The organism is Paraburkholderia sp. HC6.4b (genome assembly GCF_014200875.1).
Lineage (GTDB): Bacteria > Pseudomonadota > Gammaproteobacteria > Burkholderiales > Burkholderiaceae > Paraburkholderia > Paraburkholderia tuberum.
This window is the reverse complement of sequence record NZ_JACHDC010000010.1, coordinates 84,724-99,698: the sequence shown is the minus strand read 5'-3', so window position 1 is coordinate 99,698 and position 14,975 is coordinate 84,724. Positions and strand designations below refer to the sequence as shown.

The 14,975-nt window shown below is 65.4% G+C and carries 16 protein-coding genes; 9 read left to right on the top strand and 7 right to left on the bottom strand.

All coding sequences use genetic code 11. The features are described from left to right. Positions 1-3 precede the first annotated feature (3 nt). The 4 genes from HDG34_RS16845 (at position 4) to HDG34_RS16830 (ending at position 4,514) form a co-directional block, all read left to right on the top strand. Entirely contained in the window at positions 4-813 is an 810-nt protein-coding gene (locus HDG34_RS16845; protein ID WP_184061371.1) for a peptidase C39, read from the top strand. Positions 814-906: 93 nt separating this feature from the next. Beyond that, positions 907-2,358 (top strand): hypothetical protein, encoded by a 1,452-nt coding sequence (locus tag HDG34_RS16840; protein WP_184061370.1) that lies wholly within the window; start codon positions 907-909, stop codon positions 2,356-2,358. A 24-nt stretch (positions 2,359-2,382) separates the two neighbouring features. After that, positions 2,383-3,942, top strand: coding sequence for a sigma-54 dependent transcriptional regulator (locus tag HDG34_RS16835; RefSeq protein WP_184061369.1), 1,560 nt, complete (start codon positions 2,383-2,385; stop codon positions 3,940-3,942). Between the two features lie 71 nt (positions 3,943-4,013). Next, on the top strand, positions 4,014-4,514 hold the full coding sequence (locus HDG34_RS16830; protein WP_184061487.1) for a dihydrofolate reductase: 501 nt from the start codon (positions 4,014-4,016) through the stop codon (positions 4,512-4,514). Between the two features lie 97 nt (positions 4,515-4,611). On the opposite strand, the gene pmbA is transcribed toward HDG34_RS16830, so the two are convergent. Next, positions 4,612-5,982, bottom strand: a complete 1,371-nt coding sequence (gene pmbA, locus HDG34_RS16825) for a metalloprotease PmbA (RefSeq protein ID WP_184061368.1) — start codon at positions 5,980-5,982, stop codon at positions 4,612-4,614. Between the two features lie 150 nt (positions 5,983-6,132). Here pmbA and yjgA point away from each other — a divergent pair, with 150 nt between their 5' ends. Both yjgA and mog read left to right on the top strand, forming a co-directional pair. Further along, positions 6,133-6,750 carry a ribosome biogenesis factor YjgA gene (gene yjgA, locus HDG34_RS16820; protein WP_184061367.1) on the top strand — a complete coding sequence of 206 codons (618 nt, stop codon included), beginning with the start codon at positions 6,133-6,135 and terminating at the stop codon, positions 6,748-6,750. After that, the gene (gene mog, locus HDG34_RS16815; RefSeq protein ID WP_090801264.1) at positions 6,731-7,372 is read left to right on the top strand and encodes a molybdopterin adenylyltransferase; all 642 of its coding nucleotides are present in this window, start codon (positions 6,731-6,733) and stop codon (positions 7,370-7,372) included. Before yjgA ends, mog begins: the two co-directional genes overlap by 20 nt. Positions 7,373-7,410: 38 nt before the next feature. Here the strand turns inward: mog and orn are convergent, their stop codons facing one another. Continuing rightward, entirely contained in the window at positions 7,411-8,022 is a 612-nt protein-coding gene (orn, locus tag HDG34_RS16810; RefSeq protein WP_090801266.1) for an oligoribonuclease, read from the bottom strand. 227 nt (positions 8,023-8,249) lie between these two features. Here orn and HDG34_RS16805 point away from each other — a divergent pair, with 227 nt between their 5' ends. From HDG34_RS16805 to HDG34_RS16795, 3 genes are read left to right on the top strand one after another with little or no spacing between them, the layout of a single operon-like run. Continuing rightward, positions 8,250-9,509, top strand: coding sequence for a M48 family metallopeptidase (locus HDG34_RS16805; RefSeq protein ID WP_184061366.1), 1,260 nt, complete (start codon positions 8,250-8,252; stop codon positions 9,507-9,509). After that, positions 9,506-10,504, top strand: a complete 999-nt coding sequence (gene rsgA / locus HDG34_RS16800; protein ID WP_184061365.1) for a ribosome small subunit-dependent GTPase A — start codon at positions 9,506-9,508, stop codon at positions 10,502-10,504. Before HDG34_RS16805 ends, rsgA begins: the two co-directional genes overlap by 4 nt. A 1-nt stretch (position 10,505) precedes the next feature. Further along, positions 10,506-10,826 (top strand): DUF2007 domain-containing protein, encoded by a 321-nt coding sequence (locus HDG34_RS16795; protein WP_184006321.1) that lies wholly within the window; start codon positions 10,506-10,508, stop codon positions 10,824-10,826. A 72-nt stretch (positions 10,827-10,898) separates the two neighbouring features. On the opposite strand, the gene HDG34_RS16790 is transcribed toward HDG34_RS16795, so the two are convergent. The 5 genes from HDG34_RS16790 to rimM all read right to left on the bottom strand — a co-directional run bounded on the left by HDG34_RS16790 (position 10,899) and on the right by rimM (position 14,898). Continuing rightward, complete coding sequence (locus HDG34_RS16790) at positions 10,899-11,837, bottom strand: CobD/CbiB family protein (RefSeq protein ID WP_184061364.1); 939 nt, start codon at positions 11,835-11,837, stop codon at positions 10,899-10,901. 151 nt (positions 11,838-11,988) lie between these two features. Then, entirely contained in the window at positions 11,989-12,747 is a 759-nt protein-coding gene (locus HDG34_RS16785) for a CoA pyrophosphatase (RefSeq protein ID WP_184061363.1), read from the bottom strand. Between the two features lie 87 nt (positions 12,748-12,834). Further along, complete coding sequence (gene rplS, locus HDG34_RS16780) at positions 12,835-13,221, bottom strand: 50S ribosomal protein L19 (protein ID WP_013090115.1); 387 nt, start codon at positions 13,219-13,221, stop codon at positions 12,835-12,837. Between the two features lie 149 nt (positions 13,222-13,370). Next, entirely contained in the window at positions 13,371-14,138 is a 768-nt protein-coding gene (gene trmD, locus HDG34_RS16775; protein ID WP_184061362.1) for a tRNA (guanosine(37)-N1)-methyltransferase TrmD, read from the bottom strand. Positions 14,139-14,163: 25 nt separating this feature from the next. Next, positions 14,164-14,898 (bottom strand): ribosome maturation factor RimM, encoded by a 735-nt coding sequence (gene rimM / locus HDG34_RS16770; RefSeq protein WP_184061361.1) that lies wholly within the window; start codon positions 14,896-14,898, stop codon positions 14,164-14,166. Positions 14,899-14,975: the final 77 nt, after the last annotated feature.

Below are 14,975 nucleotides of genomic sequence, written 5' to 3'. Positions count from 1 at the left end.
GCCATGAAGTCACACTTCACACAGCTTGGGTTCGTGCTCTGCGCCGTCGCCTGCGGCGCAGGCGGCCTTGCCCACGCTTCGGAGGGCGCCGCCTCGCCACCGGCTCCCGAACTTTCGATACCGCCCGAGCCAGGCGCCGCGCCCCTGCGGGTGCAACTCGTCGGCGACGACGTGCTCGCGACCCAGACCGGCAAATACGCCGGCGCGACGATGATCTCCGGCTTCGTGCTGAACGTCATTTCGCAATGGCAGTTGCCCAACGGCGCGAGCGCGCTCGCCCAGGGATCGCTGAGCGCGGTGCAGAACGGCGGCGGCCAGCTCACGAGCTCCGTCAGCACGTTCGCCAGCGTGAGCGGCGGCGCGCACGGCCAACCAGGCGATTCGGGCGCCAACCCGAATGCCCAGGCGCGCGGCGGCCAGAGCGTCGGCGTCAATGGCGTGTCGCAGATCACCCAGGTCGCGGGCGATCGAAACAGCGGCACCAACACCGCGCTAATCGACTTCAACAACAGCGCCGTGACGCTGACGGGCTCCGCCAACGCGCCGTCGGCATCGGCCAGCAATTCGACCGGCTCCGTGAAAGCCGGCATTTCGTTCGGCAGCAACGGCGTGAACGTGGCGCTGCAGACACCCGCTGGGCTCGCCACCCAGACCATCGCGCCGAGCAACGGGCAGATCGCCCAATTGCTGCAGATTGCAGGCAATAACCAGCAAGTCGCCAACGCCCTGCAACTGCATCTGCAAACCCAGCAGATGTCGGCTTCGATGCTTCGTCAGTTAGGCGTACTGCAGGCACTGCAAAACAGGAGATGACGAAGCGGGCCGCCACCCGCCAGTTGCAGCAAAAGCAGTAAAGAAACGGCCGCGCAGTCGGCACCGCGCGGCCGGACCACCGGGGGAGCAAAAATGAAAAAAGTGTCATCGACCAAGGCACCGCGCATGGCTCTCGCGGCCATTCCGGCCGCCGTCATGCTGTGGGCTCTTTCTCAGACGGCGAGCGCGCAGGCGCTCGCCGGTCAATCCGTGGAGGACCGTCTGAACACGCTGATGCGCGTCGTCGATGAGCAGCAGCGGCAGATCCATTCGCTCGAACGGCAGGTCACCGAACTCGAGATGGCGCAGCGCGGACGCGGCGTGCCGGGCGCCGGCGCCCCGGCGGGCAGCGACACGGTGGCCGAGCAGCCCGGCGCCGACGGCCTGCCGGTGCCGCTGCCGCCGCTCGCGCAGATCGCCCCCGGCGCGCCCGCGCCGGCGGGCACCACCGGCACCGCGACCGGCGTGCCGGTCAATCCGCCGACGCCGAACGGCAGCAATGCAGGCAACGCCAGCGCCGGCGGCCTGCCCGCCGCCACGGACGGCAGCGGCGCGGTCGGCCGGACCCAGCGCGCGAACGAACCGGTGCGCACGCAGGCCGAGCAGGCGGTCGTGCAACGCGAGCATGCGCCGCTCTTCGACCACAAGCTGACGATGGACTTCGGCATCAGCGACACCTACTACGACCGTCGCCAGTTGCAGTTGTCGGGCTTCCTCGCGCTCGACGCGATTTTCCTCGGCAACATCAACCTCGGCCAGACCAAGTCGCACCAGGTGATGGCGGACCTCGACACGCGCTACGGCGTGTCCGACCGCATCAATGTCGACGTCGACGTGCCGTACGTGTATCGGCGCAGCACCTTCATCGTCGGCGGCGCGGGCGGCGCGGCGAGCACGCTGTCGGACGCGACGGTGTCGAGTCACGACATCGGCGACGTGAACTTCGGCATCTACTACCAGTTCGTCAGGGAAACCAATGCCTTGCCGGACGTGGTCGGCAGTCTGCGCGTGAAGGCGCCGACCGGCAGCTCGCCGTTCGGCGAAAAAGTCGTGCAGGTCGACGCGGACAACACCAACCTCGTCGCGCCGACCAGGCTGCCGACCGGCACCGGCTTCTGGAACATCACGGCGGGTCTGTCGGTGCTGAAGACCTACGACCCGGTCGTGCTGTTCGGCAGCGTTTCCTATACCTACAACCTCGCGCGTTCGTTCGCGGACATCTCGTCGGTGCAGGGACAAACCGAACCGGCGACGGTCAAGCTCGGCGACATCGTGCAGTTCGGCGGAGGCGTCGCGCTCGCGTTCTCCGACAAGGATTCGGCCAGCGTGTCGTTCACGATGGCGCTCGAACCCGCGTCGCAGACCAAGTCGCCGGGCGGCAGCTATCAGAAGGTGCCGGGCAGCGAAACCACGGCCGCGGCGATGAATTTTGGCCTGAACCACGTCGTGAACAAGCATCTGACCATCAACGGCTCGGTATCGATCGGACTCACACCCGACGCGCCGAACTTCGTGGTCGGCATGCGCTTTCCGTACACCTTCTGACGTGCCAACGATACGAGGTCGAACGTGCGTGAATCACCTCATCTGACCAGTGTGGCTTCCGTCGCGGCAGCGGGATCGCATCTGTCGCTCGCGGTGCCGAAGCAGCGCGCCGCAATGCCGTCCGCCGAGTCCGCGGCGGCGCCGGGCGTTCCCCCACCGGCAAGCAACGAAGCCGGCGCCCCGGCGAGCGCCGCGGTGCGCGGCGTCGAGCGACAGTTGCTGTACGTCGCGCGCACGCCCGACGAAACGCTGATCGCGCATCTGAAAAGCCGCGGCTGGCAGGTCGCGGCGGCGCGCTCGGCGCACGAACTCGGGCGGCTCGTGAAACCTGACATCGCATGCGCGGGGATCGTCGATCTGGCGAGCTTCGCGCCGCGCGACATCGGCGGGCTCGAGGCGAGCCTGCGTCAGCAGCAGATCGGCTGGATCGCGCTGGCGACCAACGAGCGGCTCGACGATCCGCTCGTGCGACGCCTCGTGCGCCACTACTGCTTCGACTTCGTGAAGCTGCCCGTCGCGCACGCCACGATCGACTATCTGGCCGGCCACGCGTTCGGCATGGTCGCGCTGTGCGACCCGGAACTTCCGCCCCCCGTCAGCGAAGCGGGCGACGAGGAAATGGTCGGCACCTGCGAGGCGATGCAACAGCTTTTTCGCACGATCCGCAAGGTCGCGAACACCGACGCGAGCGTGTTCATCGCGGGCGAATCGGGCACTGGCAAGGAGCTGACCGCGCTCGCGATCCACGAGCGCTCGCCGCGCCGCAAGGCGCCTTTCACGCCGATCAACTGCGGCGCGATCCCGCCTCATCTGCTTCAATCCGAACTGTTCGGCTACGAGCGCGGCGCCTTTACCGGCGCGAATCAGCGCAAGATCGGCCGCGTCGAGGCGGCAGACGGCGGCACGCTGTTTCTCGACGAGATCGGCGATCTGCCGCTCGAAAGCCAGGCGAGCCTGCTGCGCTTTCTGCAGGAAGGCAAGATCGAGCGGCTCGGCGGACGCGAATCGATTCCGGTCGACGTGCGCATCATCTCGGCGACCCACGTCGATCTCGACGGCGCGATGCGCGAGGGCCAGTTCCGTGCGGATCTGTTTCATCGCCTGTGCGTGCTGCGCGTCGATGAGCCGCCGCTGCGCGCGCGGGGGCGGGACATCGAGATTCTCGCGTACCACATGCTGCACAAGTTCAAGACCGACAACGCGCGCAAGATTCGCGGCTTCACGCCGTCGGCGATCGAGGCGCTCTACAACTACAACTGGCCCGGCAACGTGCGCGAGCTGATCAACCGCGTACGCCGCGCGATCGTGATGGCCGAGAACAAGCTGATCTCGGCCGACGACCTCGACCTCGCGGGCTACACCGAGCAGGAAAGCATGACGCTCACGCAGGCGCGCGAGGCTGCCGAGAAGCGCGCGATCGAGGCCGCGCTGCTGCGCCATCGGCACCGGTTGAACGAGGCGGCGGTGGATCTGAACATCTCCCGCGTGACGCTGTATCGGCTGATGGGCGTGCACGGCTTGCGCGAACCGGGCAGCGCCGACGACAAGGGAGCGCTCCCCGCGGACGGGCCGGCGCGGGCGTGAGCGGCGGGTACGCGTCGGTGTGGATCGACGGCTCGGGTAGAATCGCCCGGTTACCCTCCTCTTTCCATTCGATGACGACGCTCACCCTGATCGTCGCTCGCGCCAGCAACGGCGTGATCGGCCGCGACAACCAGTTGCCCTGGCGACTGCCCGAAGACCTCAAATTCTTCAAGCGCACGACGATGGGCGCGCCCATCATCATGGGCCGCAAAACGCATGAATCGATCGGCCGGCCACTGCCGGGACGCCGCAACATCGTCGTCACGCGCGATGCCTCGCGACGCTTTCAGGGCTGCGACACCGCGACCAATCTCGACGAAGCGCTCGCGCTCGCCGCGCAGGACCAGGCGCCGCAGGCGTTTCTGATCGGCGGCGCAGAGCTCTACGACGAAGGGCTGCGCCATGCGGACAAGCTGATCGTCACCGAAATCGCCGCCGACTTCGACGGCGACGCGACCCTCCCCGCGATCGACCCGCAAGTGTGGGAAGAAATCGCGCGCGAAGCGCATCACTCGAATGCGCCCAACGACTTCGATTACGCATTCGTCACTTATCAGCGCAAGGACGTCTGAGGGCGCGCGCCGCGCAAGCGATAAAAAACGCCACGCAACGTTCAGTTGCGTGGCGTTTTCGTTTGATACGGGGCTGCGTTGGAACGCGCCGTGCGGCTTACTGCCCCGCGATCGTCATCCGCTCGATCAGCACCGAGCCGGTCTGCTTGGTACCGCGCGTGATCGTATCCGCGCCGATCGCGACGATATGGCGGAACATCTCCTGCAGCGTGCTCGCGACCGTGATTTCCTCGACCGGATACTGGATCTTGCCGTTCTCGACCCAGAAACCCGACGCGCCGCGCGAGTAGTCGCCGGTCACGTAATTGACGCCCTGCCCCATCAGCTCGGTCAGCAGCAGACCCGTGCCGAGCTTCTTCAGCATCGCCTCGAAGTCGTCCTCGGGGCGCGTGTTCGAACTGAGCAGCGACAGGTTGTGCGAGCCGCCCGCGTTGCCGGTGGTCTTCATGCCGAGCTTGCGCGCCGAGTAGGTGGACAGGAAATAGCCCTCGACGACGCCGTCCTTCACGACCGAGCGCTGGCGCGTGCGCACGCCTTCCTCGTCGAACGGCGCGCTGCCCATCGCGCGCGCGACGTGCGGGTCTTCGACCACCTGCACGTGCGGCGCGAACACCGGCTTGCCGAGGCTGTCGACCAGAAACGAAGTCTTGCGATACAGCGCGCCGCCGCTCGTCGCCTGCACGAATGCGCCGAGCAGGCCCGCCGCGAGCGGCGCCTCGAACAGCACCGGCACCTTGCGCGTGTCGAGGCCGCGCGCGCCGATGCGCGCGAGCGCGCGCTGCGCCGCGTAACGACCGACCGCTTCGGGATCGGCGAGTTCGTCGGCGCTGCGCGTCGACGTGTACCAGTCGTCGCGCTGCATGTTGCGGCCGCTGCCGGCGATCGGCGCGCACGCGACGTAGTGGCGCGAATACGGATAGCCGGAGAGGAAGCCGCGCGAGGTCGCCAGCACGAACTGCGAGTGCTGTGCCGACACGCTCGCGCCTTCCGAGTTCTTGATCTGCGGATCGGTCGCGAACGCGGCGTCTTCGGCGCGGCGCGCGATTTCGACCGCTTCGTCGGCGGACAGATTCCACGGGTGGTACAGATCGAGGTCGCGCGGCGCGGTTTCGAGCAGCTCCGCTTCGGCGAGGCCCGCGCAATTGTCTTCGGCGGTGAAGCGCGCGATGTTGTAGGCGGCCGCGACCGTGTCCTTCAATGCCTGCGGCGAGAAGTCCGAGGTGCTCGCGTTACCGCGTTTGTTGCCGATGAACACCGTCACGCCGACCATCTTGTCGCGGTTGTGCTCGATCGTCTCGACTTCGCCACGCCGTACCGAGACGGACAGGCCGTCGCCTTCGGAGATTTCGGTCGCGGCGTCGGTGCCGCCGAGCGCCTTCGCGTGACGAAGGATGTCCGAGGCGATTTCCTTCAGCTCATCCTGGGTATGCGGAAAAAAGCGCTGCTTGACGTCCATGTCTGCTGCCATTGTGGTTGCCGTCCTGTTGGGGCCGCGCGGCCCTGGGTATGCACACCGTATTCGGGGCAGGCGCGCGGGTGCGGGATAGATGCATCCCGCGATCATAGCAAGGTACGCGCCGCCGCGGGTCGGGCCGGCGCGGCAAGTTACAATACCGGCATGACACGCAAAACCCGCATTCAACCGATCGAATCCGTCGTCACGGAAGTCGACGAAAACGGCTACGATCGTCCGAGCAAGTCCCAGGTCAAACGCGAAATGCAGGCGTTGCAGGATCTGGGCTTGGAACTCGTCGCGCTGCCGAAAGACGCGCTCAAGCGCATGCCGATGCCCGAAAAGCTCGACGAAGCCGTGCGCGAAGCGCGCCGCATCACCGACCACGAAGGCAAGCGCCGCCAGATCCAGTACGTCGGCCGCGTGATGCGCTCGCTGCTCGACACCGAAACCGCCGCGCTGCGCACCGCGCTCGACACCTACAAGGGCATCAACAAGTCGGAGACGGCGAAGCTCCATTGGATCGAGCGCACCCGCGAAAAGCTGCTGGCCGACGACGCCGCGCTGACCGAGTTCATCCGCCAGCACCCGAGCGCCGACCCGCAGCAGGGCCGCACGCTGATCCGCAACGCGCGCAAGGAAGCGGAGCAGAGCAAGCCGCCGCGCTACTTCCGCGAGTTGTTCCAGTGGATCAAGAGCGCGGCCGGCACCGACGACGAAGCGCAAGAAGCGCACGACCCCAACCTCGCCGCGGAAGACGACGATGACGACCGCGACGCCTGATCGACGTAAGCAACGTCAGCACCCCGACGAAATCGTGATCGGCCTCGTGTCGATCAGCGACCGCGCGTCGACGGGCGTGTACGAGGACAAGGGCATTCCGGCGTTGCAGGAGTGGCTCGGCGCGGCCTTGAGCTCGCCATGGCAGGTGGTCACGCGGCTGATCGCCGACGACGCGCCGACCATCTCGGCGACGCTGATCGAGCTGGTCGACGAAGTGGGCTGCGATCTGGTGCTGACGACCGGGGGCACCGGACCGTCGCGCCGCGACGTGACGCCCGAGGCGACGCTCGCTGTCGCGACCAGGGAGATGCCCGGCTTCGGCGAGCAGATGCGGCAGATCAGCCTGAATTTCGTGCCGACCGCGATCCTGTCGCGCCAGGTCGCGGTGATCCGCGAAACCGAACGACACGCCGCGCTGATCATCAACCTGCCCGGCCAGCCGAAATCCATCAGGGAAACGCTGGAAGGCCTGCGCGATGACGGCATGGTCAAGGTGCCAGGGATTTTCGCGGCGGTGCCGTACTGCATCGACCTGATCGGCGGCCCTTACGTAGAAACGAACGTCGACGTGGTCAAGGCGTTCCGGCCGAAAAGCGCGCAACGCGCGCCGCGGCAAGACTGAGGTTCGAGGTTCGGGGCCTGCCCGTGCAGGCCCGCGCTTTACTGAGCGCTCGCGGCGGCGTCCGGCGCCGACGGCACGAGGAAATGCTCGCGGTAGTACTTCAGCTCGTCGATCGACTCGTGGATATCGGCCAGCGCCGTGTGCATCGCGCGCTTCTGGAAGCCCTTGTAGATGACCGGCTGCCAGCGCCGGCACAGCTCCTTCAGCGTACTCACGTCGAGGTTGCGGTAGTGGAAGAAGCTCTCCAGATCCGGCATCCAGCGCGCCATGAAGCGGCGGTCCTGGCAGATCGAGTTGCCGCACATCGGCGACTTGCCCGGCGGCACGTACTGGCCGAGGAACTCGCGGATCTGTGCGGTCGCGTCGGCCTCGCTGACCGTCGACGCCTTCACGCGATCGATCAGCCCCGAGCGGCCATGCGTGTTCTGGTTCCACGCGTCCATCTTCGCGAGCGTTTCATCGCTCTGATGAATCGCGAGCACCGGACCTTCGACCATCCTGTCGAGCGTCGAATTCGTCACCACCACCGCGATCTCGATGATGCGGTCGGTGTCGGGCTCGAGCCCGGTCATTTCCATGTCCAGCCAGACGAGATTCATGTCGCTGCGCACGAGCGGCGGCTGTTCGGTGGATGCGAGGATGTCAGTCATGAAGGCAACCCTGAGGGCCGCGCGGCGGGCTTCGCTGGAAACCCGCGCGGCGCGGCATGTGTTCGTTTGAAATCGATTGGCGCGGTTCGAGCCGGGCCGGCCGCGCCAAAGCGCCGCCCTGAACTGCTACCCGGAGCTCTTGCGCTGAACCGTCGCTTTAAACCGTATCTCCGCCGCAAGGCGGGAAGAAACATATAATTCTCGCATAGATACCACGGAATCCCCGGATGCCTACCCTGTACTTCACCGCCCTGTTCGTCGTCGCCGTCGTCGCGATGGTCGGCACCAAACTCTGGCTCGCGTCGCGGCAGATCCGCTTCGTCGTCGCGCATCGCGAACAGGTGCCGAGCCAGTTCGCGAACACCATCGCGCTCACCGCGCATCAGCGCGCGGCCGACTACACGGTCGAGCGCACGCGGCTCGCGATGGTCGAGATCGTCGTCGGCGCGGCCGTGCTGATCTGGCTCACGCTGCTCGGCGGCGTGCAATTGCTCGATCTCGCGATCTCCGACTGGCTCGGCCGCGGCTACGTCGGTCAGATCGCGCTGGTTGCCGCTGTGATCGCGATCACGAGCGCGATCGACCTGCCGTTCGATTACTACCGGCAGTTCGTCGTCGAGCAACGCTTCGGCTTCAATCGCATGAGCAAAAGCCTGTTCTTTTTCGACCGTCTGAAGGGCGCGCTGCTCGGCATCGCGTTCGGCCTGCCGTTGTTGTTCGTCGTGCTGTGGCTGATGAACCGCGCGGGCAACCTGTGGTGGCTGTGGGCATGGGTCGTGTGGGTCGCGTTCCAGATGTTCGGCCTGCTGATTTTCCCGACCTTCATCGCGCCGCTCTTCAACAAGTTCGAGCCGCTGAAGGATGAAGCGCTCGTGACCCGCATCGAGGCGCTGATGAAGCGCTGCGGCTTTGCCGCGAAGGGCCTGTTCGTGATGGACGGCAGCCGCCGTTCGGCACACGGCAACGCGTACTTCACCGGCTTCGGCGCGAGCAAGCGCATCGTGTTTTTCGACACGCTGCTCGCGCGCCTGTCGGGCCGCGAGATCGAAGCGGTGCTCGCGCACGAGCTCGGCCACTTCAAGCGTCGTCACGTGATGAAGCGCATGCTGGTGACGTTCGCGATCAGCCTCGCGATGCTCGCGCTGCTCGGCTGGCTGACGCAATGCGTGTGGTTCTACGAAGGGCTCGGCGTGCGGCCGTCGCTCGTCGGCGGCAATAGCGGACTCGCGCTCGTGCTGTTCTTCCTCGCGCTTCCCGTGTTCATGTTCTTCGTCACGCCGCTTGGCAGTCTCAGCTCGCGCAAGCACGAGTTCGAAGCCGACGCGTTCGCGGCGACGCAAACCGACGCGCACGATCTCGTCAACGCGCTCGTCAAGCTGTACGAGGACAACGCGTCGACGCTGACGCCCGATCCGATCTACACCGCGTTCTACTATTCGCATCCGCCGGCCTCGCAGCGGATCGACCGACTGCTGCAGCACGCATGAGCGGCCGCGCTCCGAAGAAGGCGTCGCGCGGCGCGTCGGCCACCGCATCCGGCATGTACGGCGTGCGCACGGGCGGCCTCGTGGTGGCCGCGCACGGCCGCCACTATCTGGTCGCTCCTGAAGACGGCGGCGCGTTGCTGCAATGTTTCCCACGCGGCAAGCGCAGCGAGGTCGCGGTCGGCGATCGCGTGATCTATGAGCCGACCTCGGCGGATCAAGGCGTGATCGTCGAGATCGGCGAGCGGCGCAATCTGCTGTATCGCTCGGATCAGTACAAGTCGAAGCTGTTCGCCGCGAACCTCGACCAGTTGCTGATCGTGCTCGCCACCGAGCCGCATTTCAGCGAGGATCTGCTCGGCCGCGCGCTCGTCGCCGCCGAGGCGAACGAATTGAAGCCGCTGATCGTGCTGAACAAGATCGACGTCACCGATGCTCTGGACGGCGCGCGCAAGCGGCTCGAGCCGTATCGCGCGCTCGGCTATCCGGTGCTCGAAGCGTCGATCCGCATGCAGCCCGAGGCGGCACGCGCCACGCTGACCGAACATCTGCAGGGTCACGCGACGCTGCTGCTCGGCCAGTCCGGCATGGGCAAATCGACACTCGTGAACCTGCTGATTCCCGATGCCGAAGTCGCGACGCGCGAGATCTCGACCGCGTTGAACAGCGGGCGCCATACCACGACGTTCACGCGTCTTTATCCGCTGCCGCAGTCGGAGGGCACGACCGGCGTGAATGGCGTCAACGGCGCGGCCGGCGCGCTGATCGACTCGCCGGGCTTTCAGGAATTCGGCCTGCATCACCTGACCGAAGGCCGGCTCGAACGCGCGTTCCCCGAGTTCCGGCCGCTGCTGCCAAACTGCCGTTTCTATAACTGCCATCATTTGCACGAGCCTGGCTGCGCGATCCTCGAAGCCGTCGCCGACGGGCGTATCCGCCGCGAACGGCATGCGCTTTATGCGCAGCTCGTGCACGAGGCGAGCCAGATTGTCCGCTGACATGAAACTGATGCGCGCGCCGAACCTGATCATCGGACAGCATTGGGTCAACGTGCTGGAGACCGCGGGCATCGCTTGCGAGCTGCACAACCGCTATCTGAACGGTGCGCTCGGCGAGATTCCGGCCGACCAGTGCGCGCCGGAGTTGTGGCTCGTCGATGAACGCGATGAGGCGATCGCGCGGCGGCTGATCGAAGCGGCCTCGCGAGGACCGGCACCGGGCGCGCCTCCATGGCAATGTCAGCAGTGCGGCGAGGTGCTCGAGGCGCAGTTCACCGTGTGCTGGCAATGCGGGACCGTGCGCGATCCGTTGAAGGGGTGAAGCGGAGTCGGGAATTGAAGAAGCCGGGCATTGCCCGGCTTCTTCTTGTGCTGCGCGCGTGGCCTCGCCGCTTCAGGCGAGCCACACCGCGATGGTCAGCATCAACAGCAGGATCATCCACAGTACGACTGCACGCCACACCAGCCCCACTGCCGATTGCAGCGTGCGCGGCGTGCAGTCGTCGCCGACCTGCATCGGACCGCCGTCGCCGGTGGCGAGCGCGTCGAGGCTCGACGGCTCCGCGAGTGGCCCGGCCAGGCGCGCGCCGAGCGCCCCGCTGCCCGCGGCGAGCAACACGCCGTCGTTCGTATCGGGCCACTGCCGCGCATGATTGCGCCACGCGTAAATCGCATCCTCGAAATTGCCGACGATCGCAAAGCCCAGCGACGTCAGCCGCGCCGGCACCCAGTCGATCACGAAGAACGCGCGCTGCGCGAAGCTCGAAAACGCGACGGTGCGGTCGTCGGCCGGCCGCGCCCATGCGCGCGCGAGATATTCCGCGCAACGGTACAGCACCGCGCCAGCGGGACCGGCCGGAATCAGGAACCAGAAGAACACGCCGAACACATGACGATGCGACGCGACCACCGCGTGGATCAGCGTGTGACGCACGATCTCGCTGACCGGCATGTCGACGGTCTCGAGCCCCGTCCATTCGTTGAGAATTTCGCGCGCGCGTGGCACGTCGTCGTTGTTCAACGCGAGATGGATGTCGGTGAAGTAATGGCTGAACTGCCGGAAGCCGAGCGTGAAGTACAGCACCACGACGTTCCACAGGAACGCGAGCATGAAGTGAATGTGATACAGCACGTAGTAGACGAGCGCGGCCGCGAGCGTCCAGGGCACCACCACGACGAGCCACGCGAGCAGACCGTGACGTTGCTTGCCAGCATCGAATCCGTGCGCCGCCGACTCCGCATGGTATTGAAGCAACGCGGACAACGGATTGTTCGGCGACAGCGCGCGTACCTGTTCAATGATCAGAGCCAGCAATACGGAGAAAAAAGTCATGCGATGCGCCGTGCTTTTTAAGTTTTTTACGATTGTTTTATAACGATAGCACAGGGTCGGATGAGTCTGAACGCGGACGCTGACAAAGCGCCGACAAGTGCGTCGTTCGCGCAACTGTGCATCGTCGACGCGGCGATGCGAGTCACGTAATTTATGCGGCGAGGAACCGATACAGGTTGCGCAGCATCGCCGCCGTCGCGCCCCAGATGAAATGATGGCCGCCTTGCACGGCTGCTGGCGTGACCGTCTGCGCGTGGTGCGCGCCGCGCTGCTCGGCGGCCTCCGGAGCCGCCGTCAATTCGCCGCGCGGATACGGCATCGCGAAGAAGCGGCGCTCTCCGCCCTCGTAGCGGAACAGGCGCTCTTCGTGGTTGGACGGGTCCATCAGGAACGCGAGCGGCACTTCGAAGACCTCGGCCACTTCGAGCGTATCGATCTCCAGCGAGAACGGCGGGTGCACAAGAGCGACGACCGGCGACACGCGAAAGCCGGTGCCAGTGAGATAGTCGGGCAACGCGCCGAGAACTTCGACGCGCGACGCGTCGAGGCCCACCTCTTCGCGCGCTTCGCGCAGAGCCGTAGCAGTCGCATCAGCGTCGAACGGTTCCTGGCGGCCGCCGGGAAAACTCACCTGACCGGCGTGATCGTTCAGATGGTCCGCGCGCTGCGTGAGCAACACGGTAAGACCATGCGCGCGCACGACGAGCGGCACCAGCACCGCGGCCACGCGCGGATCGAGGTCGGTATTGCGCCACGGCGCATCGGCAATTTTCTCGGGTGTCCAGGCAAGCTGCCGATCAAAGCGCGCCCGCAGTGCATCGGGCGTCAGACGCTCGCGCGCGACCGGTGGCAGATCGGCGCCTGTCGCGATGACAGGCAGAGTTTCGGGCTCAAAGACGGGGCGGATCAACGGGTCTCTCTGATGAGCGTGGACATGCCGCTATTTTGACCTGGCCAACAAAAAAGCACCCGCGAGGGGTGCTTTTTCTTACAGCATTTACGCTTGGGAAGCAGCGCGGTCTTTCGAGACCAGCTTTTCCTTGATTCGAGCCGACTTGCCCGAACGCTCGCGCAGATAGTACAGCTTCGCACGACGCACATCGCCGCGACGCTTGACGACGATGCTAGCCAGCAGCGGCGAATACGTCTGGAACGTACGCTCGACGCCTTCGCCCGACGAAATCTTACGGACGATGAACGACGAATTCAGACCACGGTTACGCTTGGCGATCACGACGCCTTCGTAAGCCTGCACACGCTTACGCGTGCCTTCAACCACGTTCACGCTTACGATGACCGTATCGCCCGGACCAAAATCCGGAATGGTCTTTTCGCCGAGAACGCGCGCGATTTCTTCCTGCTCGAGTTTTGCAATCAGATTCATCACTGACTCCTAGATCCATCTTGTCGGCGTTCGTACCTGCCTCACGCGCTTACTGCGTTCGGCTACGGCCCCGATAGAGGATGGGTTCACATCTGGTACCGCACACGCATGCACGGCACCGCCTTGTGTCCGCTCGAAAGACCGGGGCCTCAGGCCTTCGGCTCTTCCTTCGCGAGACTCGCGAGCCACGCCTCGTCGGCACGGCTCAGCATTCTGTTCTTTCTGGCCTTCACGATCAGATCGGGCCGCTTGTTCAACGTGTTGCGCAATGCTTCGCGCCGCCGCCACGCTTCGATTTCCGCATGATGGCCGCCGAGCAGCACATCAGGCACCCGCACGCCCTCGTATTCCTCGGGACGCGTGTAGTGCGGACAATCGAGCAGCACATCGACGAAGCTATCCTGCACCGCCGACTGTGAGTCGTTCAGCACGCCAGGCAACTGACGCACGACCGCATCCATCAACGCCATCGCGGGCAACTCGCCGCCCGACAGCACGAAGTCGCCAAGGCTTACTTCTTCGTCGACTACACGGTCCAGCAGACGCTGGTCGATCGCTTCGTAACGCCCGCACAACACGATCAGACCGGGTTCGGCCGCGAACTTCATCACGCGCTCGTGATTCAGTGTGGCGCCTTGCGGCGACATCATCACGACGCGCGCCGCGCCGATGCCCTGCTCCGACTGCGCCGCTTTCGCGGCACTGATCGCGTCTTCGAGCGGCCGGGCCAGCATAACCATGCCGGGGCCGCCGCCGTATGGGCGATCGTCGATCGTGCGGTAGTTGTCGGTCGTGAAATCGCGCGGATTCCACGTACGCAACCCATAGCGCTGCTGCTTCGCGGCCCGGCTGGTGATACCCCAGTCAGTCAGCGCGCGGAACATTTCTGGAAAGAGCGTCACGACATCGAACTGCATCGCTCTCCCCGCTCAACGATAGATTTCAATAGTCAGCTTCCCAGTCGACGACGATATGCTTTGCCGCCTGGTCCACCGTTTTGACAAAGACGCCGACGAACGGGATCAAACGCTCGCCTGCGACCGGCTTGCCGTTTTTGTCGGTAGCCGGATATTCGATGCGCAGCACCGACTGCGCGCCGTTGTCGATCATGCTGGCGACTTTGCCGAGGTTGAGCCCGGCGAGATTCACCACGTCCAGGCCGATCAGATCGACCCAGTAGAATTCGTCGGCTTCGAGCGCCGGAAATTCGCTACGGCCGATGTATACGCGGGAACCGCGCAAAGCCAACGCCGTATCGCGGTCAGCGACGCCACCCAGACGGGCGACCACGCTGTCGCTATGTGTTTTGGCCTGCAAGGACGGCGCCGATTTGCGCTCCTGGCCTTTCACCAGCCACCAGCGTTTCGCGCTCAGCAAGACGTCGCCGCCTTGCCCGGCATCCGCATGCGCGGCTACCTTGACCCAGCCTTTGAGACCATAGGCGTCGACGATTGCGCCGACTTCGACCGCATCGGCCGGCCAGCTTGCCGCCGTTTCGATGCGCATTTCTGCCGCTTCGAAATCGGCGTTCGCGGCATTGGCTTGCGCCTCTTTCGCCTTGCCGTCGGTTCGTTCGACCGGCTTGCGGACGAATGCACCGAACGACGCCTGACCAGACGCCTTTGCGCGCGAAGCTGCCTTGACGCTACCAGAACTGCCGGAATCACGCTCAGACATCGAATAACCTCGACAACAACTTCGCAGCCTGCTTTGGCGTCTGCTTCAGTAAAACAAATTGCGCATCGGACTGCTCA